Raw genomic sequence first — 20,361 nt, forward strand, 5'->3', positions numbered from 1 at the left:
CATGATGACCACGTTGGACCGGATTTCACTTCGTCGGCACCTGGCAGGCGGAAAAGCCCGGATTCTCGGCGCAGTCCTGGCCGTGGGCCTGGCTGCCAGCATCCTTTCAGGTGCTCCTGCGGCCCAGGCCGACAACCTGGACGACCAGCAGGCAGCGCTTGAGGCGGAGGCTGCACGGGTCCAGGCATCCCTCGAGTTCGTGGACGCCAAGATCGCCAAGGCAGCTGCTGACCTGGTGGTCTACCAGGGGCGGCTTCCCGGTGCCCAGCAGGCGCTGCTGGAGGCACAGGGCCGGGTCGCGAGCGCGGTCAAGGAAGTTGAAGCCCTGGCGGCAAGGGTGGAGCTGGCCCAGCAGAACAAGGCGAAGATCACCGAGCAGCTGGAAAGCGACAAGCAGAAGATCACCGATACCAAGAAATTGATCGGCCAGATCGCGTCGCAGGCCTACAAGTCCGGCGGCGTCCCCACCAACATCGCGCTGTTGTTCGGCTCGAACGAGTCCGGCAGCCTTACTGAGTCCATGGACCTCGCCGACCAGGCCATGCGGAGCCAGAACGCCGCCATGACCAAGCTGACGCAGCAGAACGCCACCAACGTGAACTCCCAGGCGCGCCTTGCGGCTGTCGAGGCCGAGATCCAGGACCTCAAGGCGAAAGCGGACGAGGCCTTGAACCGGGAGAAGGCGGCCCGCGATGAAGCCGCCAGCAAAAAGGCCGAGGTGGATAAACTCATCGAGGACACCACCCGGCTGAACGGGCAGCTTCAAGCCGCCAAGCCCGGAATTGAAGCCGACTTGGCCCGCGTGAAGTCGGAACAGGATTCGGTCGCGGCGGAGATCGCTGAGCGAGACCGCAAACTCCGCGAAGCATGGGAAGCGGAACAGCGCAGGCTCGCTGCCGAGGCGGCAGCCGCCGCGGCCGCTGCCGCAGCTGCGCAAGGCAAGCCTGCACCGCCGGAAACCCCGTTCGTCCCGCCGGTGGGCTCGCCGTCGTCCTTTGGCCTGCGGCATCCCTTCGCCAGTTACGTTCCCATCACCTCAGGATTCGGATGGCGTGCGACGCCGCCCGGAACCATCGACTTCTACGGCACCGGCGGCTACATGCACACGGGTATCGACTTTGGAGCGCCTTGTGGAACTCCGGTCTACGCTGCTGCGGCCGGCGAAGTCTTCAACTCCGGGTGGAATTCGGCGGACGGCGGCGGCTGGCGCGTCAAGCTGTCCCACGGTGTGGTGCAAGGCAACTCATTGACCACCATCTATTACCACAACAGCAGCATCGTGGTGGCGAACGGACAACGGGTCTCACAGGGCCAGCTCATTGCCTACTCGGGAAGCACGGGTAACTCCACTGGTTGCCACGCGCACTTTGAGACGTGGCTCAATGGAGTTGCCGTGGACCCCATGACGCTGCTGTAAAGGCTTTCCCCGTCAGCGAAACTGTTTCCCCATGGCGCGGGGCCTTGCTGGCCCTGGCGTACACTAAGGGAAATCCGCATCAAACAAGGAGTTCTACCGTGCCCAAGGAAAGTGGCCGTAAGGTAGTGGCCACCAATCGGAAGGCCCGGCATAACTACCATGTCCTGGATACCTACGAGGCAGGCATTGCCCTGATGGGTACCGAGGTGAAGTCCCTCCGGGAGGGGCACGCCTCGATGGTGGATGGGTTCTGTACGTTCTACAACGACGAATTGTGGATGGAAGGTATCCACATCCCCGAGTACAACCAGGGGAGTTGGACCAACCACGCCGCCCGCCGCCGTCGTAAGCTCTTGCTGCACCGCGAGGAACTGGACAAAATCTCGCACAAAATCCGTGAGTCCGGATTCACCGTGGTGCCTTTGCAACTGTACTTCCTTGACGGCCGCGCGAAGGTTGAGATCGCCATAGCCCGCGGTAAGAAGGATTACGACAAGCGCCAGACGCTGCGTGAGCAGCAGGACAAACGCGAGTCGTTGCGGGAACTCCGGGAGCGCAACAGGCGCTGACCGGTCACGGCGTGTCCAGGGAATGAACGTTCCGGTAGATGCGTTATGATGGATAATCCGGCGGAGCTTGGTAAGGCCGCCGGTTTGGTAACAAAATACGGGGATGATCGGTTTCGACGATGTTAGTCGCGACAGGTGAAGCGGGCCGAGGATGCAGAATTATCTCGTAAACGCTGTCTGCAAACCAATAAGTGCCGAATCTAAGCGCACTGACTTCGCTCTCGCTGCCTAAGCAGTAAGACAGTCCGTCAGCCCGGGGTTGCTATCGCCCCGGTTCCTGGCGTCATTTAGATAGCCACTGCTGTTTGCCTTCGTCATTGGGGTAAACGGGACTTTTAGATGACTGGGCCCGGATCAGCCACCTGTTTGCAGGATGGCTGGGGCCGAGAAAATCCGACGCAAACTGCGCCCGGAGAAGCCCTGACAACACGACATCGGACGGGGGTTCAATTCCCCCCATCTCCACCTGCGAAAGCCCTCGGACATTGTCCGGGGGCTTTTTGCTGTCATGCCCCAGGCAGCGGGCCGGGCAGCCCCGTTCACCCACGGCGTATCCAAACATGGACTACCAGTCCCTTCCTGCTGGTTGTAGTGGATATGCACGGTGGGTGGCAGGAGGCATGTGATGGGCACCGAGCCGGAAGAACTCTTCCCGGAGGAGCAGCAGGACGATGACCGGATCCTTGACGCCTACTCGGAGACGGTGGTCCGTGAAGCGGACACCGTCACACCCCACGTTGCCGCCATTGAGATGACCAGCAAGAGCCGCACCGGCCGTGTCCGGATGGGCAGTGGCTCGGCCGTGGTTTTCACTGACGATGGCTACATGCTGACGAACGCCCACGTGGTGGCCGGGATCCAATCCGGCAGGGCCGTGTTTGCCAACGGAAAGCACAGCGACGTCGAACTGGTGGGAGCTGATCCGTTGTCCGACCTGGCCGTTGTGCGTGGGCTGAAGGCAACGCCGCCGCCAGCGGCGCTGGGCAACGCGGACTCCCTGAGGGTGGGCCAGTTGGTGATTGCGGTTGGCAACCCCCTGGGCCTGGCGGGCTCGGTGACTGCGGGCGTGGTGAGCGGCCTTGGCCGTTCCATCCCTGTCCGTGCGGGAGAACACCGGCGGGTGATCGAGGATGTGATCCAGACGGACGCTGCCTTGAACCCCGGCAATTCCGGAGGTGCCTTGGCGGATACAAGGGGTCGGATCGTGGGGATCAACACCGCGGTTGCGGGATTGGGGCTGGGGCTCGCGGTACCCATTAACGCGACGACGCGGCGCATCATCGCCGCCTTGCTAAAGGACGGGCGGGTGCGGCGGGCCTACCTCGGATTGGTCAGTACGCCCATTCCGCTCGACGCCAGTGCAGTGGTCCGCACAGGCCAAAAGGAAGGCCTTCGCGTAGTGGAGGTCATGGCAGGCTCTCCGGCCGAGCAGTCCGGGCTGGAACCGGGGGACCTGGTGCTTCAGGCGCAAGGCCGGGCGGTATCGAGCGCCGAGAGCCTCCAGAAACTGCTCTTCGCCGATGCTATCGGCCAGCCCTTCCCGTTGACAGTGCTTCGCGACGGCAGGGTGGTCCAGCTCCTCGCGATCCCGTCCGAGATGGGGGAGTTCGGCTAACGGTCCTCGCGGACGTCCACGACGCCGACAAAGCGGCTGCCGATGCCCTCGTATTCGCTCCGGACATCACCCAGGAACAGTTCCGGAAGCTCGGAGTTCCGGTGGTGCCCGCAGTAAACGAAGGAGAAGTCGGGCCACCACTTCTTGGGCCGGGCGGCCTCGGAAAAACCACAGACAGCGCAGGTGAGCTGTACCCAGACCGGACGCTTCCCGGTTCGGTTGGCACGGGACTGCACCAGCCATGGCGGCGGGTTGTCCTGGAGATCGCGGAGGCCTGCCTCGGGCAAGCGCGACGGGATGCCGTGGCGCTGGGCCATTTCCATGGAGATATCGAGGGCAACGGCCACATCACGTCTGCTGATCACCACTCAACGATACGGCAAGCGTAGGCTGTGCTCATGACTGAACCGGAGGCCATACAGCCGAGCACCCCCCTGCAGAAGAAGGTGCTGCTGGTGGCTATTGTGGCTTCCTTCATCGCCATCCTTGACGGTTTCGTGGTCAATCTCGCTTTGCCGGCCATCGGGCGTGAACTGGGCGGCGGCTTGGTGATCCAGCAGTGGGTGGTGGATGCGTACCTCCTCACCCTCGGTGCCCTCATCCTGGTTGCCGGTTCCCTGTCCGACCATTTTGGCCGCGCCCGGATCCTGCAGTGGAGCCTGGCTGGTTTTGCACTGACCTCCGTGATGTGTGGACTTGCCTGGAACGGCGAGGTGTTGGTGGTCTCCCGGGCGTTGCAGGGCATTGCCGGGGCACTGCTGGTGCCCAGCTCCCTTGCCATGATCGTCACGTCTTTTTCCGGTCCGGCGCAGTCCAAGGCAATCGGCCAGTGGTCCGGGTGGACGAGTGCCGCGGCGATCGTGGCACCGTTGATCGGTGGAGTGTCTGTAGACCTTTTGTCCTGGCGGGTGATCTTCTTTATCAACGTGGTTCCGGCCGCCGCCATCTGGCCTATGTTGGCTGGGCTGCGGGCATCGGATGCAGCCCGGGACAAGAGCAAGAGGATCGACTACCCGGGCGCCTTGCTGGCCATGATCGGCTTAGGCGGCCCGGTCTTCGCGTTCATCGAACAGGGCAGGCTGGGGTGGACCAGCCCCTTCGTGTGGGTTCCGTTGCTGCTGGGCGGTGTGGCTTTGGGGTTCTTCCTGTTCCACGAGGGCAGGACCTCTGAGCCCATGCTTCCCTTGGGGCTCTTCGCCATCCGGAACTTTGGCTGCGGCAATCTCGCTACCTTGGCCATCTACGGAGGCATTTCGCTGGGCTTCTTTGTCTTGGGCATCTACCTGCAACAGGTGGGCGGCATGGGTGCTACGGCGGCGGGAATCGCGTTGCTGCCGGGGACGGTGATCCTGATGCTCGCCGCTTCCTACTTTGGCGGCCTTGCCGGAAAGTATGGTCCGCGGTGGTTCATGACCGCGGGACCCCTGTTGTGCGGGACAGGTTTCCTGATGTCCTTGTCCGTCCAGGAGCCACTCAATTACTGGACACAGGTGTTCCCCGGCCAAGTGGTCTTCGGGCTGGGGCTTGCGACGCTCGTGGCCCCGCTCACCGCTGCCATCCTGGGTGCCGTTCCACCTGAAGAGGCGGGGATCGGTTCCGCTGTCAACAACGCAGTAGCCCGCATCGCCGGCTTGATCTGCATCGCCTTCGCAGGCTTGATCGTGGGCCCGGTCTTTACCCGGGAGGGCCTGTACAACGCGTTGCTGGTCACGGCGGGACTGTTCGTCCTGGGGGCGGTGGCGTCCGCCGTCGGAATCCGCAACCCGGTGCGCGATGCGGCAGGTGCCGCTGTTCCCGACCAAACGTCCGACGACGGCGGGCCGCTGGGGGCGGCGTCCTGACCTGGGGCGGTGCCCGGCTCAGACGTCAGCGAGGACGCAGCCTTCGTGCACCTCGGTGCTCTGCACCCACAAGGCCGAAGTAATTTCATCGGCGAGGTCGAAGTCGCGCCGCTGGGCACCGCTGCCGATCCTTACCACCAGGGCGCCACCGAAGGGCTTGCGGCCTACAATCTCGATGCGGGCGTCCAAGGCAATGTCTTCGGCGGCCAGATAGCGGAGCAGGTCAGGGTTTTCGTCGCTGATGCGCGTGATGCGGCCCGCGTGTCCCTGGTCCAGTTCGATCATGCGGTAGGCGTGCGGTAGCTCCACGGAGCCATCGGATGAGGGAATGGGGTCTCCGTGCGGGTCCCGGACAGGGTGGCCCAGCTTGGCGGACATGCGTTCAATGAAGGTGTCAGAGACTGCGTGTTCCAACATTTCCGCTTCGTCGTGGACCTCGTCCCAGCGGTAGCCGAGTTCCTCCACAAGGTACGTCTCGATGAGCCGGTGCCTCCGCACCATGGCCAAGGCCAGTCGCATGCCGTCGGGCGTCAGGCGGATGGCGCTGTAGGGCTGGTGGTCCACCAGGCCCTGGTCCTTGAGCTTGCGCACCATTTCGGACACCGAGGAATTGGCTACGCCCAGCCGTTGGGCCAGCTGGGAGGACGTGATGGGCTTGTCCTGCCACTCAGTGAAGGAGTAGATGACCTTGACGTAGTCCTCGATCGAGGAGGAGGGCGTACTGGTCTTCACGTTCCAAGCCTACCGTGGGAGGGCGCCTCAGGCCTTGCAGGCCCGCCACGTCTGCGTCACGTACGGCAGGGCCAGGGGTTGGCCAGGGGCGTGGCCGAGGTGTTCGTAGAGGTACCACTCCAGGTTTCCCATGACCTTGGCACGGGTAGCCTCGTTGGCTCGAAGGTAATAGCTGCGCGACTTGGTCAATTCCATGATGTCCCCGGGGGACACAGCATCCTCCCAATGGGTGACATGGCATTCCAAGCCGGTGAACTCCGGACCGATGGCCGGCCGGAAACCCGGTTTGTGTACGTCGCCGGCATGCATGATGCGTGAAAGGCGGTGCACCCAGGGGACGGAAGTATCCAATTGGTTCCAGATCAGGCCCAGGACGCCATGCGGACGGAGCACCCTGGCGATTTCCGTGCTGGCTTTGTCGGGATCGCACCAATGCCAGGCCTGGGCAACACTGACGACGTCGAAAGCTGAGTCCGCCAGTCCGCTCGCCTCGGCGGTGCCCTCCAACGCATGGACCTGCGGGCACGACAGGCGGAGTTGCGCCAGCATGTCCGTGGAAGGATCGACGGCGGTAACCTCAAGACCTCGGTCCACGAGCAGCGTGGTGAATTTTCCCGTGCCCGCGCCGATGTCGGCCGCGGACTTCGCGCCGGCAGGAAGAAGCCAATCCACGGAGTCTGCAGGGTAGCCGGGACGCACCACATGGTAGTGCTCGCCGCCATCCTGGAAGCTTTGCCCCAGTTCCTTGCGCCGGACCGCGTGCAGCTTGGGACCGCTGGGTTGATGCGAACCCTTGGAAGGGTCTTGGGACCGCATGGTGTGTACAGACTCCTCTACCGCGAACGCCGGAAGTACCCTACGAATTTACAGCAAGGCAGGGCTGGCCGGGTCACGGCAAAGTGCGGTCAGTCCACGGTGCAGGGAGCAGCGCCTGCGGTACCGGGCGTGTTGGGGGCCCATTCGGGATAGCTGCGGTGGTCGTTCGCCGGAACCCAGCGGCCCTCGTCCACCACGTAGTCCCAGCCCAGCCCGGTGCCCTTCAGTTCCTGGATTCCCTTGAGCAGCCGGGCGGCGTCCTCCAGCCGGGAACCCACGCCGAAGCTGGCGCGCAGGGAACCGGACGGCAGGCCCAGGCGCTTGAGGAGCGGGTGTGCGCAGAACCGGCCATCGCGAAGGCCCACTCCGTGTTCCGCGGACAGGTAGGCGGCTACCAGACCGGCGTCGAATCCCTCCACCGAGAAGTTGACCACACCGATGGTGTCCGTGGAATCACTGAAGATCTGGTGGACGGTGACCCCGTCGATGGCCTGCAGGCCCTCCACAAGGTAGGAGCGGATGGCGGCCTCGTGGTCGTGCCAGGCCTGCTGGTCAAGGCCGGCCAGGACCTGCGTGGCGCGGGCCAGGGTGGCGGCGCCAAGGACGTTGGGGGATCCGCCTTCATGGCGGGCCGGACCTGTCGCCCAGCTGACGGAGTCGAGGCGGGCTTCACGGACTGCGCCACCGCCGGCAAGGTGCGGCGTTCCGGCGTCGAGCCAATCGGGGCGGCCTACCACTACGCCGGCACCGAAGGGTGCATACAGCTTGTGGCCGGAGAAGACCACGTAGTCGACGTCCGCTTCGGCGATGTTGATCCGGCGGTGCGGGGCGAGTTGGGCAGCGTCCACCACGATGCGGGCACCGAATTCGTGGGCAAGGGAGGCCAGTTCCGCGATGGGCAGGATTTCACCTGTCACGTTGGAGGCGCCGGTGACCGCGAGCAGTGAGACTCCGCCTTGGGCCAGTTCGTGGCGCAGGTTGGCGAGGGTCGCAGCAAGCGTGGAAGCGGCTACGACGCTGCGGTGCGGCACGCCCTGCCACGGCAGCAGGTTGGCGTGGTGTTCGATGTCCAGGTACAGGACTTCGCCGGTTGGCGTACCGTCGATCTGCGGAAGGCAGCCGGCCAGCAGGTTGAGGGAGTCGGTGGTGTTACGGGTGAAGATGACGGAGTCATCGGGGCGCCCGCCCACGAAGTCGCGCACGATCTCGCGGGAGTTTTCATAGACGGACGTGCTGATTTGGGACGCGAATCCGGCTCCGCGGTGCACGCTCGCGTAGTACGGCAGGACCTCGTTCAGGTACGCGGACACGATGGTCAGCGCCGGCGCGGAAGCTCCGTAGTCGAGGTTGGCGTAGCGGACGTGGCCGCCCTGGATCAGGGGCGCCTGCAGTTCGGCGCCAGTCACGGCGGCAAGGGGCCTGGCGGCCGCGGCTTCCTGCGTGGCAGTGGGAAGGGCGGTGGATTCGAACGTAACAGTGCTCATGGGACCTCACTCAAGAGGGACCCCCTTGCGGGGGGATCCGCGCTTGCCGTATCCGTTCCGGACCGGCCTGGTCGTCACCCGGGGCACCCCACCGCGAATGGAGGGTTGCCGGCCAGCAAACCGGGGTTTAGCGCTGGCACTCGTGACCTGTAGTAGACATTAAGGCACCCCGCATGCCGGACACAAAGCCGTCCACTTTGTTAAGCGCATTGTTACGCAGGATGCGGAAAGGGCGGATTTGGCGAATAAAGTGCGGCGGACACCTCCCAGGGAGGTGTCCGCCGTCGAAAATTCAGAGGAGATCGTCGATTCCCGGATTGAGGCGTTTCAGGACCTCGGAGTGCAGGATCGAGTTGGTTGCCAGTGCGTTGCCGCCGAAGGGGCCATCCTCACCTTCAAGGGAAGTGAACCGGCCGCCCGCCTCCGTGACGATCGGCACGAGGGCCGCCATGTCATAGAGGTTCAGTTCGGGCTCGCAGGCGATGTCAACGGCGCCTTCTGCCACCAGGCAGTAGGACCAGAAGTCCCCGTAGGCGCGCGTACGCCAAATGTCCTCGGTGAGGCCGAGGAACTCGTCAAGGTTCCCGCGCTCCTTCCAGCCGGACAGGCTCGAGTAGGACATGGACGCATCCGCGAGCGTGGAAACGTTGGAAACCTTCAGCCGGGTGGCCGAGGCCAACGAGCGGCCCATGTAGGCGCCCATGCTTTTGGCCGCCCACCAGCGCTTGCCCAAGGCTGGTGCGCTGACCACGCCCACCACGGGTTCGCCTTCGTCGATCAGGGCGATGAGGGTTGCCCACACGGGGACGCCCCTGACGAAATTCTTGGTGCCGTCGATGGGGTCGATGACCCAGCGCCGTGAACCGTGGCCGCTGCTTCCGAATTCCTCACCGAGGACGGCATCACGGGGGCGTGAACGCGACAACTGTCCGCGGATGGCTTCCTCAGCGGCCTTGTCCGCATCCGTGACCGGCGTCAGGTCGGGTTTGGTTTCGATCTGCAGGTCCAGGGCCTTGAACCGGTCCATGGTCTGGGCGTCCACGGAATCGGCCAGGACGTGGGCCAATCGCAAGTCATCGTTGTAGCTGGAAACGGGTTGGGTCATGCCACCAAACTATCGTGAATCCTCCACGCCCCGGGGGAGGTGAGGCTCCGACCCTCAGTTGACGGTGCCCAATTCCTTGGTTTCCTTGGCCTCCAGGCGGGGGTCGGCACCGAGCAGGCGCCTGAGCGAAGCCAGGCGGGCCACGCCGGAAGGGCCGGCATTGCCTTGGTTGACCCACTCATCCAGCCCGCAGTTCACTGCACTCGCGTCATGTTTGCAGCCACGGTCGCAGGCTTCCGTGCCGGGCTCCAGGTCGGGGAAGGAATGCAGAATGCGGCCGGCATCAACGTGGGCAAGGCCGAATGAACGGATGCCCGGGGTGTCGATGATCCAACTGCCGGAAGGAGCGTCCGCCAGTTTGAGGGCCAGGGCGGAGGAGGAAGTGTGGCGTCCGCGCCCGGTGACGGCATTGACCCCACCGGTCGCCCGTTCGGCTCCTGTGAGGGCATTGACCATGGTGGATTTGCCCACGCCGGAGTGTCCCAGCATGACGGTTACCTTGCCGTCGAGGTGGGAACGCAGGCGGGAGACGGCGTCGCTGTCCAAACGGGCGGAGAGCCCGTCGTCTGAACGTGCATCGATGCCGGAGGCCTGCGAATCCGCCGTGCGGCTGATGATGACCGGAAAGTCGAGGCTGAGGTAATTGGCCAGAAGTTCGGCAGGATCCTTGACATCCGCCTTGGTGACGAGGAGCAGCGGCTCGATGCCGGCGTCGTAGGCTGCTACCAGTGCGCGGTCGATGAAGCCGGTGCGTGGCTCCGGGTTCGCTGCAGCCACAACCACCACCAATTGGTCCGCGTTGGCCACCACGACGCGCTCGATGGGATCGGTGTCGTCCGCGCTGCGGCGCAGAAGCGTCCGGCGTTCCTCGACGCGGACCAGCCGCGCGAGCGTGTCCGGGCCACCGGAAACATCACCCACGAGTGCCACGAAATCACCCGGGACCACCGGGTTCCGGCGCAGTTCGCGGGCCCGTGCGGCAATGACCACCCGCTCATTGTCGGTGTCCTCACCAACCACTGCGGTATATCGGCCGCGGTCCACCGTGATGATCCTGCCGATCACGGCGTCGTCATGGCTGGGCCGATCCTTGGTGCGGGGGCGGGAACCCTTCTTGTTGGGCCGGATCCGTACGTCCGATTCGTCCCAGGAGCGTGCGTCGCGGCCCATGGTCAGCTCGTGGCCCCGCCCGATGAAGCCTCAGCCGGGGTCCGGCCGAGCATCGCTGCCCACATCTGCGGAAACTCCGGCATGGTCTTCGACGTCGTTGCGATGTCCTCCACTTGAACGCCCTCAACGGCGAGGCCCAGGATGGCCCCGGCCGTGGCCATGCGGTGGTCCGCATAGCTGTGGACTACACCGCCATGAAGGGCCGCCGGGTGGATGATGAGGCCGTCGGCCGTCTCTTCGGCGTTCCCGCCGAGTCGGTTGATTTCGGCCACCAGTGCGGCAAGGCGGTCTGTCTCATGGCCCCGGAGGTGCGCAATGCCGGTGAGGCGGGAGGGGCCCGTGGCCAGCGCGCACAATGCGGCGACGGTAGGGGCGAGCTCGCTGGTTTCGTCGAAATCGGCGCCCAGGATCTCGGGTCCGCCCTTGACCGTCAGGGTTCCGTCCTCCAGCGACACCTCAGCGCCCATGGATGCCAGGATGCTCCGCCACAGGTCACCCACCTGGGTGGTCTCGAGGGGCCAGTTGGGGATCCGGACGGTGCCGCGCGTGGCAAGTGCTGCCGCGAGGAACGGACCGGCGTTCGACAGGTCCTGTTCGATGCGCTGGTCGAAGGCCCTGATGGGACCGGGGGCCACGCGCCAGTGGTTGGGGACGGAATCGTCCACCTGGACACCGACGCTGCGCAGGACTGCGACCGTCATGTTGATGTGGTCCAGGCTGGGCACCGGCTTGCCGACGTGCTCCAGGTGCAGCCCCTCCGTGAAGCGGGCGCCAACAAGCAACAGGGCCGAGACGAACTGGGAGGAGGCGCTGGCGTCGATGACCAGGTGCCCGCCGCGGACTTCGCCCGAGCCCTCCACCGCGAACGGAAGGGCCGACGGCGTCCTGCCGCCTTCGCTGCGGACGGGCACGCCGAGTGCGACCAAAGCCTCGATGATGGTTCCCATGGGGCGTTTGCGGGCGTGGGGGTCGCCGTCGAACACCGTGACGCCGGCGCGCAGGGCCGCCAGGGGTGGGACGAAGCGCATGACCGTTCCCGCGAGTCCACAATCGATCGCTGTTTCGCCGCCCGTGACGGACGGATCCATCGGTGTGATGTCCAGGTCGGGGCCATAATCGCCGTCGCCGGGTACTTCGGTGACCGTCGCGCCGAGCTGGCGCAAGGCCTGGATCATCAGCACGGAGTCCCGGGAATGGAGTGGTGCCCGCAGGCGGGAGGGTCCGTCGGCCAACGCAGCCAGGACCAGGAATCGGTTGGTCAATGATTTGGATCCCGGTACCGTCACCGTGGCATCCACCGGAACCGTGGCATAGGGTGCTGGCCACAGGGGGAGGGGTGTGCCGTTCTTCGGGTCGGCGTTTGCTGCGGTGGTACCTGTCATGCTTCCTTATGCTCCAACTGCGTTATCTACGGCCTTGCGAACTGCTTTGTCTGCGCGCTTGATCTGCTTGCCCGTTGCTTTGCGGGCGTCCGTGGCGAGGTGTTCGGCGCGCCATGCCAGGCTGGGGCGTCCCTCGGTGTCAACCGATGCCAGCAGCACGCCGCCCGTGAGGGAGATGTTCTTCAAAAGCTGGGCCCGGCGCGCGCCGCGGGCTTCCTTGGTGCTGATGTCTGCCGAACGCCACTCGACATAGGTGTTCAGTGCGGACGTTACGGCCAGGACGGTGGCTGCGAAACGTGAGAGCTTACCCAAGCCGAGCAGGGCGCCGGCGCCAAGCTGCGCGCCGCCGATCACCCGCGCGAGGACCTTCTCATCAGCCGGGAACGGCAGGGACTCGGAGGCACGGCGCAGGACCGGCGAGAGTTGCCGGGCAGTATCGTCCGCGTTCTTGAGCTTGTCCAAACCTGCGATGACAAAGCTGGACGCGAGCATGGGCCGCGCGAGAAAACGGATTACTGACATGTCTTGCCTCCTGGATGGCTTGCCACAAAAGTCACTGAGCGTTGTGTTCAAGGGGTGCAGTCTGCTCTAGTCTTGCACCTTTGCGGAATAATTACCCACCGGGACCCGTTGTGAACATCAGGCGCGGTGAAGACCGGGCTGCGGCATGGTGTTTGCCGCTTCGCGAACGGAGTTGGTTTTTTGACCCTGGTTGAGGACCGTCTGGATTTACTGGGCGCCCGGGTACCGGCGCAGCCGGATTCCCTGAAGCTGACAGTAGACTTGGCTTCGATGAGCACCATTGAACCGGCCGCAACGGCCATGGACCAGGCAGCCGGCGGGCTGGACGACGCCGGGGCGGCAGCCGACGTCGATCCTGCCAAGGAGACACCCGAACAGCGGCGGGCGCGCTTTGAGCGCGACGCCATGCAGTACGTTGACCAGTTGTACTCGGCGGCCATGCGCATGGCGCGGAACCCGTCCGATGCCGAAGACCTGGTCCAGGAGGCCTATACCAAGGCATTCTCGGCCTTCCACCAGTACAAGCCGGGTACCAACCTCAAGGCATGGCTGTACCGGATCCTGACGAACACCTACATCAACCTCTATCGGAAGCGCCAGCGCGAGCCGCTGCAGTCCAACTCGGACACGATCGAGGACTGGCAGTTGGCCAAAGCGGAGTCCCATACCTCGTCCGGACTCCGTTCAGCTGAAGCCGAAGCCCTGGACCATCTCCCGGATTCGGATGTGAAGAACGCCTTGCAGGCCATTCCGGAGGAGTTCCGCTTGGCCGTGTATTTCGCGGACGTCGAGGGGTACGCCTACAAGCAGATATCCGAAATCATGAACACCCCCATCGGTACCGTGATGTCGCGCCTTCACCGCGGCAGGAAGATGCTGCGGGACATGCTGGCGGACTATGCCGCCGAACGGGGCTTCAGTGCCCAGACAGAAGACCAGGCCTCGGCCGGTAGCAACAATCAGGAGAAAGAGAAATGAGCGACTGCCAGGGATTGGGCGATTGCGACGATACGCGGATGCAGCGTATTTATGAGTACCTCGACGGCGCCTTGACCCGCGAGGACCTCAGCGAGATCAAGCAGCACTTGGACGGTTGCGAGGAATGCTCCGAGCAGTACGACCTCGAGTGCCTCATCCGCACCATGGTCAAGCGCTCCTGCACCGAATCGGCGCCGGAAAACCTCAAGAACTCCATTCTGGACAGGATCCATTCGATCAAGCCGGTGGACGCCTGAGTTTGGCCCCTTGATGCTGGTTGGACCTTGAACGCCAAGGGCCCCGGAAACCTGATGGTTTCCGGGGCCCTTGCGGTTAAGCCTTGACGCTAAGCCTGTGCTTAGGTGTTGGGGCGCTTGCCGTGGTTCGCGCCGCCGCGCTTACGGTCACGACGCTTACGTGCACGCTTGCTCATAGCTGGCCTCCTTCAATGATTGATACTCAATAAAGCTGCCCTCCAGTTTCGCACATCCGGGCATGGGCTAGCGAACCGGGACGGTGCTGGTCAGTCGTGCAGCGAATTTCGGATGGAGATCCGGGCCTGGTCCAGCACGGTGCGCACTGTTTCCAAGGTCACGGGGGAGAGCGGGTGTGAAGCGCCGTGCTTCCTGAGCTCCACGCGGACATCGTCCCTGAATGATTGCACCATGAGCTCGGCTTCCTTGAGGATGCGCTGGCCCTCGGGTGAGTATCCGGAGGGCCGGCCCGGGGCCGAGGTGGCCGTCCTGGCGTTGGTCCGCGCAGCTTCGGCCGTCGCCGCCAAGTCCGCCCGCAGGCCCTGCATGTTGCTTCGAATATCTGCCCGCAGATCGTCGGCGAGTCGCCTGACGGAGGCCGAGATGGTGTCTTCCACATCGGCCAGTTCCTGGCGCCGGCGGTCAAGCTCCGCGCGGCCGGCGTCGGTGATCAGGTACTTCGTGCGCCTGCCTTCGGTCTCGGTAGCCACGAGCCCTTCCTCTTCGAGTTTGGCCAGCCGGGGATAGATGGTTCCGGCGCTCGGGGAGTAGGTGCCGCCAAAGCGGTCGCCAAGGGCCTTGATGAGTTCATAGCCGTGCTTGGGCGCTGCCTCCAGCAAGGCAAGAAGGTACAGGCGGAGTGCTCCGTGGGCAAAGACCGGGGGCATCAGAGCCCCGCTTCGCCGGGGAACGGGTGCTCGCCCTCCGCTGCCGGTGCGGTGGCGTGCATGACGAACGTCTTGCCCGAGACCGTGTTGGTGCGCAGCAACATGAGCTTCTCGTCGGGGCCCACGATCGTGTGGACATTGCTGCCTGGCTGGGCATAGAGCTGATCATCGATGACAACCGATCCGCTGGCCGATTTCGCCACCACATCGAGGCCTACATCGTGGGGCAAGCGGATGGTGAGGTCGCCGGAGACAGAATTGGCGCCGAAATCGCTGGTGTAGTCCTGCAGGTCGAAGCTGAGGTCGCCGCTGACAGTCGTGGCGCGCACGTTCGAAAACCTGCCCGAGGCGGTTACTTCGCCGGAGACGCTCTTGGCGGTCAGGACGCCGTCGTGGTTGCGGGCGATGACCTCGCCGCTGACCGTATTGACGTGCAGTTCGCCGCTGGTGCCATCGGCCATGACGGATCCCGAGACGGTGTTCAGCCGAACGCGGCCGCTGATGCCGGAGACCAGGCCGTCGCCGCTCACCGTCCCCGCCTCGACGTCGACGCCGGGTGGAAGGGCGATCCCGACGATCACCGAATTGGTGCTCGTGTTGTTCACGGTGCCCATCAGGTTGCGGAACCAGCCCTGCGGTCCCTGCAGTTGATGGCGGACTTCGAGCCGGCCGTTGACCAGCGTGACCGTCAAGGGGTCGCCACTGATCTCGCTCACCTCGATCCGGACAAAGGGCTCGTCGTGGGTCACTACGTCGAAGCGGCCTTTCACGATTCCCAGTTTGAGTGAGCGGACATCGTCCACGTCGATGGTTTGCGGGCCCGTCACGGTCCAAAGCTCGTCTGACATGATCCCTCCAGAGATGCGATATATCGCGTTGATAGAAACACGATATATCGCGAATCCCGGGTTGGCAACAGTCACGTGGCTTCAAGCGGCCGGTTTGCGGACCCTGGCGTGTTCGACGCCGTGGTTATTCAGGTTGGGCGATGTTAAGCCATTGGAACCAGCCCCGGTGAAGTACCAGCCACGCAATCAGCCCGTAGCCGGCCTGTCCCGGCGTGCCCCCATTGGCTGCGAGGTCCGTCCTCCACTGCTCGTGGTTGAGCAGCGGGGAGAAAGTGTCAACGTAATGGTGGTTACGCCTGGTGGTGACATCGGCGAAGGCGGTGTTGAGCTCGGCCAGCCGTTTGTTGCGGGCAGGATCCAGCGTGGGCGGCGGGCCCACGACAAAAACCTCCACACCGCTGTGCGAGGCCCCGTCAAGGATGTTCGCCAGGTTCAACCGGCTCCGGGCGGTGGACAGGCCGAACTCCAAATCACGCCCGGACAAACCGATGACCAGGCGATTCTCGTGCGTATCGCTGAAGCGCCGGCCGGCCTCGTCCTGCCACCGTGCCGCCAGGCCCTCGGTGCCTTCCATGGGGCAGGGGAGCGAAAAGCATTCCACCGAGACGGATTCCTGCGGTGTACGGGCCAGCACCCGGCCCAGCCAGCCCAAGGCACGGGGATCGCCCAGTCCGGCCAGCAGTTCATCTCCAACAGCCGCGATGCGCAGCTTCCTGTCTTCCACGGTTACCTCTTCACACTCGTTACGGTCCATGCTCGGCTTATGCGGTCAGCGCCGGTTAGCGAACCGGGTATCTGTCCCATTAAACAGAAAATGCCCGGCCCGCGGCGCATGACAGCGCCCCGGGCCGGGCAGATTTCCTTACTTGCGTTCGAACGCCTGCTTGATCAGGGTGTCCTGTTCGGCGGCGTGGCGCTTCATGGAGCCAGCCGCGGTGGAAGCAGAAGCCGGGCGCGATACCAGGCGGACCTTGCGGTCCAACTCGGGTGCCAGGTTGAGGCCCATGAACGGCCACGGACCCTGGTTGGCCGGCTCATCCTGTGCCCACACGATGTCCGCGTTGGGGTACTTGGCAAGCTCTGCCTCGATCTCGGCCTTGGGCAGCGGGTAAAGCTGCTCAACGCGGATGATCGCGGTGGAGGTATCGCCGGACTTCTGCCGGTTGGACAGGAGGTCGTAGTACAGGCGGCCGGAGACCAGGATGACGCGGTCAACGTTGGCAGCCTGGACTTCGTTCTCGCCGATCACCGGCTTGAAGCCGCCGGTGGTGAAATCCTCGACGGCGGAAGCGGCGCCCTTGAGGCGGAGCAGCTGCTTCGGCGTGAAGATGATCAACGGCTTGCGTGGGCGGCTGTAGGCCTGGCGGCGCAGCAGGTGGAAGTGCGAGGCCGCCGTGGTCGGGTTGGCCACGATCATGTTGTCCTCGGCGCACAGCTGCAGGAAGCGCTCGATGCGTGCCGACGAATGGTCGGGTCCCTGGCCTTCGTAGCCGTGCGGCAGCATCAGGACCAAGGAGGAACGCTGGCCCCATTTCTGCTCGGCCGAGGAGATGAACTCATCGATGATGGTCTGCGCACCGTTGACGAAGTCGCCGAACTGCGCTTCCCACAGGACCAGGGCATCCGGGCGCTCTACCGAGTAGCCGTATTCGAAGCCCATGGCTGCATATTCGGACAGCAGGGAGTCGTAGATCCAAAGCTTGGCCTGGTTGTCCGAGAGATTGCCCAAGGGGAGCCACTCGTTGCCGTTGGCGCGGTCGTGGAACACCGCGTGGCGCTGCACGAACGTACCGCGGCGGGAGTCCTGGCCGGCGAGGCGGACGGGGACGCCCTCCATGATGAGCGAGCCAAAGGCTGCGATTTCGCCGAAGCCCCAGTCGATGCCGCCCTCGCGGGACATCTGCTCGCGCTTCTCAAGGAGCTGCTTGAGCTTGGAGTGGACCGTGAAGCCGTCCGGGATTTCCAGATGGGCCTTGCCGATGCGGGCGAGGGTGTCCGTGGAAATCGCCGTGGAGGCAGGCGAGTTGGTGCCGAAGTCGGCCTGCTGCGCGATGGGGCGCTCGATGTCCGAGACCGCCGCGGAATCCGCGGTGATGATCGGGATCGGGGAGGTCTGGGCGGCATGCGTCTCCGCGAACACGCGCTCCAGGCGTTCCTGGTAGTCGCGGAGCAACTGCTCTGCTTCTTCCTCGGTGATATCGCCACGGCCGATGAGCGATTCGGTGTACAGCTTGCGGACGGAGCGCTTGGCTTCGATCAGGTTGTACATCAGCGGCTGGGTCATCGAGGGGTCGTCGCCCTCGTTGTGGCCACGGCGGCGGTAGCACACCATGTCGATGACAACATCCTTGTGGAAACGCTGGCGGAACTGGTACGCCAACTGGGCCACGCGGACCACGGCCTCGGGATCGTCGCCGTTCACGTGGAACACGGGCGCCTGGATCATCTTGGCGACGTCCGTGGAGTACGTGGACGAGCGCGAGGAGGACGGAGCCGTGGTGAAGCCAACCTGGTTGTTGACGATGACGTGGATGGTGCCACCGGTACGGTAGCCACGCAGCTGGGACAGGTTCAGCGTTTCGGCTACCACGCCCTGGCCGGCGAACGCGGCGTCACCGTGGACCATGATGGGCAGCACGGGGAACGATTCGCCCTGGTCCAGGCGGTCCTGCTTGGCGCGGACGATGCCCTCGAGTACGGAGTCGACGGCTTCCAGGTGGGACGGGTTGGCGGCGAGGTAGACCTTGGTCTGCTTGCCGTTGTCCGAGGTGAACGTGCCTTCGGTACCCAGGTGGTACTTGACGTCACCCGAACCCTGCACGGAGCGCGGGTCCTGGGTGCCTTCGAACTCGCGGAACACCTGGGCGTAGGTCTTGCCCGCGATGTTGGTGAGGACGTTGAGGCGGCCACGGTGGGCCATGCCGATGGCGACTTCGTCGAGTCCGTCGTCGGCTGCGTCCGAAATGACGGCGTCCAGCAGCGGAATCAGCGACTCGCCACCTTCAAGGGAGAAGCGCTTCTGGCCCACGAACTTGGTCTGCAGGAAGGTCTCGAAGGCTTCTGCGGCGTTGAGCTTGGACACGATGCGCAGCTGCTCTTCGCGGCTGGGCTTGGAGTAGGGGTGCTCCAGCTCATCCTGGAACCACTTGCGCTCGGCAGGCTCCTGGATGTGCATGTATTCGATGCCCGTGGTGCGGCAGTACGCGTCGCGGAGGACGCCGAGGATGTCGCGGAACTTCAGCTGCGGCTTGCCACCGAAACCGCCCGTGGGCCATTCGCGGTCGAGGTCCCAGAGGGTCAGGCCGTAGGTGAGGACGTCCAGGTCCGGGTGCTTGCGCTGCACGTACTCCAGGGGATCGGTGTCAGCCATCAGGTGGCCGCGCACGCGGTAGGAGTGGATGAGCTGCTGGATGCGGGCGACCTTGTTGATCTCGTCGGCCGGGTCGACCTGGAGGTCCGGGCTCCAACGCACGGGCTCGTACGGGATGCGCAGGGCTTCGAAGATCTCGTCGTAGAAGTTCTGCGCGCCCAGCAGGAGCTGGTGCACGAGCTTGAGGAATTCGCCGCTGCCGGCACCCTGGATGACGCGGTGGTCGTAGGTGGACGTCAGCGTCAGGATCTTGCTGATGGCGTTCTGGGCGATGATCTTCTCGCTGGCACCCTGGAACTCGGCGGGGTAGTCAAGGGCGCCGACGCCGATGATGGCTGCCTGGCCCTTGGACAGGCGCGGCACGGAGTGGACGGTGCCGATGCCGCCGGGGTTGGTCAGGGAGACCGTGGTGCCGGCGTGGTCGTCGGCCGTCAGCTTGCCGTTGCGGGCGCGCTTGATGAGGTCCTCGTAGGTGTGCCAGAACTCCGCGAAGTCCATGGTCTCGGCCTTCTTGATGTTGGGAACCATCAGGAGGCGGGTGCCATCAGGCTTGGGCATGTCGATGGCGATGCCGAAGTTGACGTGGGCGGGCTGGACGGCGCTGGGCTTGCCGTCGATCTCGTCGTAGTACACGTTCATGGACGGGAACTGGGAAAGTGCCCGGACTACGGCATAGCCAATGATGTGCGTGAAGGAGACCTTGCCGCCGCGGGCACGGGCAAGGTTGGAGTTGATGACCACGCGGTTGTCGATCAGCAGCTTGGCTGGAACGGCGCGCACGCTGGTAGCGGTGGGAACCTCGAGGCTGGTGACCATGTTGGACGCAATGGCCTTCGCCGGTCCGCGAAGGACGGAAACGACGTCTTCCTCGGGTGCGGTGGGCGCCTTGGTGCTCTTGGGGAGCTGGGCCGGAATGGGCTGTGCTGCGTTGCCGCCGGAGGGCTTCTTTGCCCCGTCCCGGGCAACCGTGGCAGGTTCCTTCTTCGCCGGCGCGGGAGCTGCGGCAGCGGCGGGGGCTGCCGCCGGTGCGGCCGGGGGAGCGGCCGGCGCCGGTGCCGGAGCCGCTGCAGCCGGGGCTACAACCGGAAGTACTTGGGTGGGGGGATTGGCAGCTGCTGGGGCTGCGGAGGTTCCGTTGGAAGAAGTGCCGTCACCGGTGTCAAAGGATTCGAAGAGCGGCCACCACTTGGCGTCGACCGAATTCTTGTCCTGCTGATACCGCTCGTACAGTTCGTCAACGAGCCACTCGTTTCCGCCAAATTCCTCTGGTAGACGGTGGCTGGGCTGCTCTGGCACTTGAAATACGCCTCTTCCATGAAGGTTGATTTCCCGCTGGCCACGTTGCTTTTCCACAACAATGCGCCAGGGTCC

The 20,361-nt window shown here is 64.5% G+C and carries 19 protein-coding genes, 1 other RNA gene and 1 riboswitch; of the genes, 7 read left to right on the top strand and 13 right to left on the bottom strand.

The window, feature by feature from the left end:
* The first annotated feature begins 4 nt into the window (after positions 1-4).
* The 4 genes from ACIQTZ_RS01485 to ACIQTZ_RS01500 all read left to right on the top strand — a co-directional run bounded on the left by ACIQTZ_RS01485 (position 5) and on the right by ACIQTZ_RS01500 (position 3,601).
* On the top strand, positions 5-1,417 hold the full coding sequence (locus tag ACIQTZ_RS01485) for a peptidoglycan DD-metalloendopeptidase family protein (RefSeq protein ID WP_400330608.1): 1,413 nt from the start codon (positions 5-7) through the stop codon (positions 1,415-1,417).
* A 98-nt stretch (positions 1,418-1,515) separates the two neighbouring features.
* Positions 1,516-1,986, top strand: coding sequence for an SsrA-binding protein SmpB (smpB, locus tag ACIQTZ_RS01490; protein WP_364158310.1), 471 nt, complete (start codon positions 1,516-1,518; stop codon positions 1,984-1,986).
* 99 nt (positions 1,987-2,085) lie between these two features.
* Positions 2,086-2,454: a transfer-messenger RNA gene (gene ssrA / locus ACIQTZ_RS01495) on the top strand.
* Between the two features lie 157 nt (positions 2,455-2,611).
* Positions 2,612-3,601 carry a S1C family serine protease gene (locus ACIQTZ_RS01500; protein ID WP_402976892.1) on the top strand — a complete coding sequence of 330 codons (990 nt, stop codon included), beginning with the start codon at positions 2,612-2,614 and terminating at the stop codon, positions 3,599-3,601.
* Here ACIQTZ_RS01500 and ACIQTZ_RS01505 read toward each other — a convergent pair.
* A complete protein-coding gene (locus ACIQTZ_RS01505) occupies positions 3,598-3,924 on the bottom strand; it encodes a hypothetical protein (RefSeq protein ID WP_400330611.1) in 327 nt (108 codons plus the stop codon). The genes ACIQTZ_RS01500 and ACIQTZ_RS01505 overlap by 4 nt on opposite strands.
* A gap of 75 nt (positions 3,925-3,999) precedes the next feature.
* Between ACIQTZ_RS01505 and ACIQTZ_RS01510 the strand changes: the two genes are divergently transcribed.
* Positions 4,000-5,442, top strand: a complete 1,443-nt coding sequence (locus tag ACIQTZ_RS01510; RefSeq protein ID WP_402976895.1) for an MFS transporter — start codon at positions 4,000-4,002, stop codon at positions 5,440-5,442.
* An 18-nt stretch (positions 5,443-5,460) separates the two neighbouring features.
* Here the strand turns inward: ACIQTZ_RS01510 and ACIQTZ_RS01515 are convergent, their stop codons facing one another.
* From ACIQTZ_RS01515 to ACIQTZ_RS01545, 7 genes are all read right to left on the bottom strand, one after another.
* Positions 5,461-6,174 carry a metal-dependent transcriptional regulator gene (locus ACIQTZ_RS01515; RefSeq protein WP_400330119.1) on the bottom strand — a complete coding sequence of 238 codons (714 nt, stop codon included), beginning with the start codon at positions 6,172-6,174 and terminating at the stop codon, positions 5,461-5,463.
* A gap of 27 nt (positions 6,175-6,201) precedes the next feature.
* The gene (locus ACIQTZ_RS01520) at positions 6,202-6,990 is read right to left on the bottom strand and encodes a class I SAM-dependent methyltransferase (protein WP_402976898.1); all 789 of its coding nucleotides are present in this window, start codon (positions 6,988-6,990) and stop codon (positions 6,202-6,204) included.
* A gap of 89 nt (positions 6,991-7,079) precedes the next feature.
* Complete coding sequence (locus ACIQTZ_RS01525) at positions 7,080-8,474, bottom strand: aminotransferase class V-fold PLP-dependent enzyme (RefSeq protein ID WP_402976901.1); 1,395 nt, start codon at positions 8,472-8,474, stop codon at positions 7,080-7,082.
* A gap of 34 nt (positions 8,475-8,508) precedes the next feature.
* A riboswitch (SAM riboswitch) is annotated at positions 8,509-8,622 on the bottom strand.
* A 144-nt stretch (positions 8,623-8,766) separates the two neighbouring features.
* Positions 8,767-9,579 (bottom strand): histidinol-phosphatase, encoded by an 813-nt coding sequence (hisN, locus tag ACIQTZ_RS01530; RefSeq protein WP_397322351.1) that lies wholly within the window; start codon positions 9,577-9,579, stop codon positions 8,767-8,769.
* Positions 9,580-9,633: 54 nt separating this feature from the next.
* Positions 9,634-10,749, bottom strand: coding sequence for a ribosome small subunit-dependent GTPase A (locus ACIQTZ_RS01535; protein ID WP_402943497.1), 1,116 nt, complete (start codon positions 10,747-10,749; stop codon positions 9,634-9,636).
* A 2-nt stretch (positions 10,750-10,751) separates the two neighbouring features.
* Positions 10,752-12,131, bottom strand: a complete 1,380-nt coding sequence (gene aroA, locus ACIQTZ_RS01540) for a 3-phosphoshikimate 1-carboxyvinyltransferase (RefSeq protein ID WP_402976904.1) — start codon at positions 12,129-12,131, stop codon at positions 10,752-10,754.
* A gap of 6 nt (positions 12,132-12,137) precedes the next feature.
* A complete protein-coding gene (locus ACIQTZ_RS01545; protein WP_397322354.1) occupies positions 12,138-12,653 on the bottom strand; it encodes a DoxX family membrane protein in 516 nt (171 codons plus the stop codon).
* A 180-nt stretch (positions 12,654-12,833) separates the two neighbouring features.
* Between ACIQTZ_RS01545 and ACIQTZ_RS01550 the strand changes: the two genes are divergently transcribed.
* Both ACIQTZ_RS01550 and rsrA read left to right on the top strand, forming a co-directional pair.
* A complete protein-coding gene (locus ACIQTZ_RS01550) occupies positions 12,834-13,631 on the top strand; it encodes a sigma-70 family RNA polymerase sigma factor (RefSeq protein WP_402943492.1) in 798 nt (265 codons plus the stop codon).
* Positions 13,628-13,888: a mycothiol system anti-sigma-R factor gene (gene rsrA / locus ACIQTZ_RS01555; RefSeq protein WP_400269838.1), complete on the top strand. Its 261-nt coding sequence runs from the start codon at positions 13,628-13,630 to the stop codon at positions 13,886-13,888. The genes ACIQTZ_RS01550 and rsrA overlap by 4 nt, the downstream gene beginning before the upstream one ends.
* A gap of 101 nt (positions 13,889-13,989) precedes the next feature.
* Here the strand turns inward: rsrA and ACIQTZ_RS01560 are convergent, their stop codons facing one another.
* From ACIQTZ_RS01560 to ACIQTZ_RS01580, 5 genes are all read right to left on the bottom strand, one after another.
* Complete coding sequence (locus ACIQTZ_RS01560; protein ID WP_369299106.1) at positions 13,990-14,064, bottom strand: 50S ribosomal protein bL37; 75 nt, start codon at positions 14,062-14,064, stop codon at positions 13,990-13,992.
* Between the two features lie 90 nt (positions 14,065-14,154).
* Positions 14,155-14,772, bottom strand: a complete 618-nt coding sequence (locus ACIQTZ_RS01565; protein ID WP_402976907.1) for a PadR family transcriptional regulator — start codon at positions 14,770-14,772, stop codon at positions 14,155-14,157.
* Positions 14,772-15,620: a DUF4097 family beta strand repeat-containing protein gene (locus ACIQTZ_RS01570; RefSeq protein ID WP_400330139.1), complete on the bottom strand. Its 849-nt coding sequence runs from the start codon at positions 15,618-15,620 to the stop codon at positions 14,772-14,774. Before ACIQTZ_RS01570 ends, ACIQTZ_RS01565 begins: the two co-directional genes overlap by 1 nt.
* A 124-nt stretch (positions 15,621-15,744) precedes the next feature.
* Positions 15,745-16,344, bottom strand: coding sequence for a GDSL-type esterase/lipase family protein (locus tag ACIQTZ_RS01575; protein ID WP_400330614.1), 600 nt, complete (start codon positions 16,342-16,344; stop codon positions 15,745-15,747).
* 138 nt (positions 16,345-16,482) lie between these two features.
* On the bottom strand, positions 16,483-20,286 hold the full coding sequence (locus tag ACIQTZ_RS01580; RefSeq protein WP_397322360.1) for a multifunctional oxoglutarate decarboxylase/oxoglutarate dehydrogenase thiamine pyrophosphate-binding subunit/dihydrolipoyllysine-residue succinyltransferase subunit: 3,804 nt from the start codon (positions 20,284-20,286) through the stop codon (positions 16,483-16,485).
* Between the last annotated feature and the right edge of the window lie 75 nt (positions 20,287-20,361).

The organism is Paenarthrobacter sp. NPDC090520, assembly GCF_044769205.1.
Lineage (GTDB): Bacteria > Actinomycetota > Actinomycetes > Actinomycetales > Micrococcaceae > Arthrobacter.

Coding starts and splice junctions, on each gene's coding strand:
- ACIQTZ_RS01505 (WP_400330611.1), bottom strand. CDS start 3,924: ATGGAAATGGCCCAGCGCCACGGCATCCCGTCGCGCTTGCCCGAGGCA.
- ACIQTZ_RS01520 (WP_402976898.1), bottom strand. CDS start 6,990: ATGCGGTCCCAAGACCCTTCCAAGGGTTCGCATCAACCCAGCGGTCCC.
- ACIQTZ_RS01485 (WP_400330608.1), top strand. CDS start 5: ATGACCACGTTGGACCGGATTTCACTTCGTCGGCACCTGGCAGGCGGA.
- ACIQTZ_RS01525 (WP_402976901.1), bottom strand. CDS start 8,474: ATGAGCACTGTTACGTTCGAATCCACCGCCCTTCCCACTGCCACGCAG.
- rsrA (WP_400269838.1), top strand. CDS start 13,628: ATGAGCGACTGCCAGGGATTGGGCGATTGCGACGATACGCGGATGCAG.
- ACIQTZ_RS01500 (WP_402976892.1), top strand. CDS start 2,612: ATGGGCACCGAGCCGGAAGAACTCTTCCCGGAGGAGCAGCAGGACGAT.
- hisN (WP_397322351.1), bottom strand. CDS start 9,579: ATGACCCAACCCGTTTCCAGCTACAACGATGACTTGCGATTGGCCCAC.
- ACIQTZ_RS01545 (WP_397322354.1), bottom strand. CDS start 12,653: ATGTCAGTAATCCGTTTTCTCGCGCGGCCCATGCTCGCGTCCAGCTTT.
- ACIQTZ_RS01570 (WP_400330139.1), bottom strand. CDS start 15,620: ATGTCAGACGAGCTTTGGACCGTGACGGGCCCGCAAACCATCGACGTG.
- aroA (WP_402976904.1), bottom strand. CDS start 12,131: ATGACAGGTACCACCGCAGCAAACGCCGACCCGAAGAACGGCACACCC.
- ACIQTZ_RS01510 (WP_402976895.1), top strand. CDS start 4,000: ATGACTGAACCGGAGGCCATACAGCCGAGCACCCCCCTGCAGAAGAAG.
- ACIQTZ_RS01565 (WP_402976907.1), bottom strand. CDS start 14,772: ATGCCCCCGGTCTTTGCCCACGGAGCACTCCGCCTGTACCTTCTTGCC.
- ACIQTZ_RS01535 (WP_402943497.1), bottom strand. CDS start 10,749: ATGGGCCGCGACGCACGCTCCTGGGACGAATCGGACGTACGGATCCGG.